The organism is Trichocoleus sp. FACHB-46, assembly GCF_014695385.1.
Classification (GTDB): domain Bacteria; phylum Cyanobacteriota; class Cyanobacteriia; order FACHB-46; family FACHB-46; genus Trichocoleus.
Genome location: NZ_JACJOD010000092.1, coordinates 1 through 2,500 on the forward strand (window position 1 = coordinate 1; position 2,500 = coordinate 2,500).

General features: G+C 53.6%; 2 rRNA genes (1 of these 2 cut by a window edge). Both read right to left on the reverse strand.

Annotated elements, in window-relative coordinates:
- Positions 1-117, reverse strand: a 5S ribosomal RNA gene (rrf, locus tag H6F72_RS29535).
- A gap of 67 nt (positions 118-184) precedes the next feature.
- A 23S ribosomal RNA gene (locus H6F72_RS29540) occupies positions 185-2,500 on the reverse strand; it runs 569 nt beyond the window's last position.

The following is a 2,500-nucleotide window of genomic DNA, read 5'->3' on the forward strand; positions in this document are numbered from 1 at the left end:
CCCTGGCATCGAGCTATTGTCCCGTGGGGCTGCCCCCAAAGTATCGTCGCCGCTACAGCGTTTCACCTCTGAGTTCGGGATGGGTCAGTGTGGTTCCACCGTGCCATGAACACCAGGAATATCTTCAAAACCTTGAAGGCTGCATAGTCCCTTGTCATTTCGTCACCAACGTCTGTTGTGATTCGAGGTCAAGCCCTCGGTCTGTTAGTATTGCTCGACTTCATGTGTTGCCACACTTCCATCTACAACCTATTAACGGGTGTTCTGCCCGTGACCTTACTGGATTAACTCCATGAGAGCACTCATCTTGAGGTGGGCTTCCCACTTAGATGCTTTCAGCGGTTATCCGCTCCGCACTTGGCTACCCAGCGTTTACCGTTGGCACGATAACTGGTACACCAGCGGTGCGTTCCTCCCGGTCCTCTCGTACTAAGGAGGATTCCTCTCAATGCTCTTGCGCCTGCACCGGATATGGACCGAACTGTCTCACGACGTTCTGAACCCAGCTCACGTACCGCTTTAATGGGCGAACAGCCCAACCCTTGGCACGTACTTCCGCACCAGGTTGCGATGAGCCGACATCGAGGTGCCAAACCTCCCCGTCGATGTGAACTCTTGGGGGAGATCAGCCTGTTATCCCTAGAGTAACTTTTATCCGTTGAGCGACGGCCCTTCCACTCAGTGCCGTCGGATCACTAAGGCCGACTTTCGTCCCTGCTCGACTTGTTTGTCTCGCAGTCAAGCTCTCTTCTGCCTTTACACTCTACGGCTGATTTCCAACCAGCCTGAGAGAACCTTTGCGCGCCTCCGTTACCTTTTAGGAGGCGACCGCCCCAGTCAAACTGCCCACCTGATACTGTTCCCTCGCCAGCTAATGGCTTAGGGTTAGAATTCTAGCCTCACAAGAGTGGTATCTCACCGTTGACTCCGTTGCTCCCACAAGAGCAACTTCTTAGTCTCCCACCTATCCTGCGCATGCAAGGCCCGAACCCAATACCAGGCTACAGTAAAGCTTCATAGGGTCTTTCTGTCCGGGTGCAGGTAGTCCGTATCTTCACAGACATTCCTATTTCGCCGAGCCTCTCTCTGAGACAGCATCCAGATCGTTACGCCTTTCGTGCGGGTCGGAACTTACCCGACAAGGAATTTCGCTACCTTAGGACCGTTATAGTTACGGCCGCCGTTCACCGGGGCTTCAGTCGCCAGCTTCAACTCCGAAGAGCCTGACCGACTTCCTTAACCTTCCGGCACTGGGCAGGCGTCAGCCCCCATACTTCGTCTTACGACTTCGCGGAGACCTGTGTTTTTGGTAAACAGTCGCCTGGATCTCTTCACTGCGACCACCTCTCGGTGGCACCCCTTCTCCCGAAGTTACGGGGCCATTTTGCCGAGTTCCTTAGAGAGAGTTATCTCGCGCCCTTGGGTATTCTCAACCATCCCACCTGTGTCGGTTTCGGGTACAGGTAATCATGGATTATCGTGCTTAGAGCTTTTCTAGGAAGCCTGACTTCAACCACTTCGGGTCCGTAGACCCTCGTACTCATGCCTCAGCTCAGAGCGTTTTCACCGCTCCTCATCACCTTGGACACTTGAACCGGTAACCAACATCCGGCTGGCCTAGCCTTCTCCGTCCCTCTGCACTATCCATCATCAGTATCGGAATGTTGACCGATTGTCCATCGACTACGCTTCTCAGCCTCGCCTTAGGTCCTGACTAACCCTCCGTGGACGAGCCTTCCGGAGGAACCCTTGGGATTTCAGGGCATTGGATTCTCACCAATGTTTGCGCTACTCAAGCCGACATTCTCACTTCCGCTTCGTCCATACCTGCTCTCGCTAGTACTTCTCACTACTACGGAACGCTCCCCTACCGATTAATTTATTAATCCCACAGCTTCGGCATGTCACTTAGCCCCGTTCATTTTCGGCGCAGAATCGCTTGACCAGTGAGCTATTACGCACTCTTTTAAGGATGGCTGCTTCTAGGCAAACCTCCTGGTTGTCTCGGCAATTCCACCTCCTTTATCACTTAGTGACAATTTGGGGGCCTTAGCTGGTGGTCTGGGCTGTTTCCCTTTCGACAATGGAGCTTATCCCCCACTGTCTCACTGGCAACGTGTTCAACGGGTATTCTGAGTTTGTCTCGATTTGGTACCGCTCTCGCAGCCCGCACCGAAACAGTGCTTTACCCCCCGCCTATAATCGTTACCGCTGCGCCTCAACACATTTCGGGGAGAACCAGCTAGCTCCGGGTTCGATTGGCATTTCACCCCTAACCACACCTCATCCGCCGATTTTTCAACATCGGTCGGTTCGGACCTCCACTTGGTGTTACCCAAGCTTCATCCTGGACATGGTTAGATCACCCGGGTTCGGGTCTATAAACAGTGACCTATTCGCCCTTTTCAGACTCGCTTTCGCTTTGACTTCGGCATTCTCGCCTTAATCTGCCACTGCCTATAAGTCGCCGGCTCATTCTTCAACAGGCACACCGTCACCC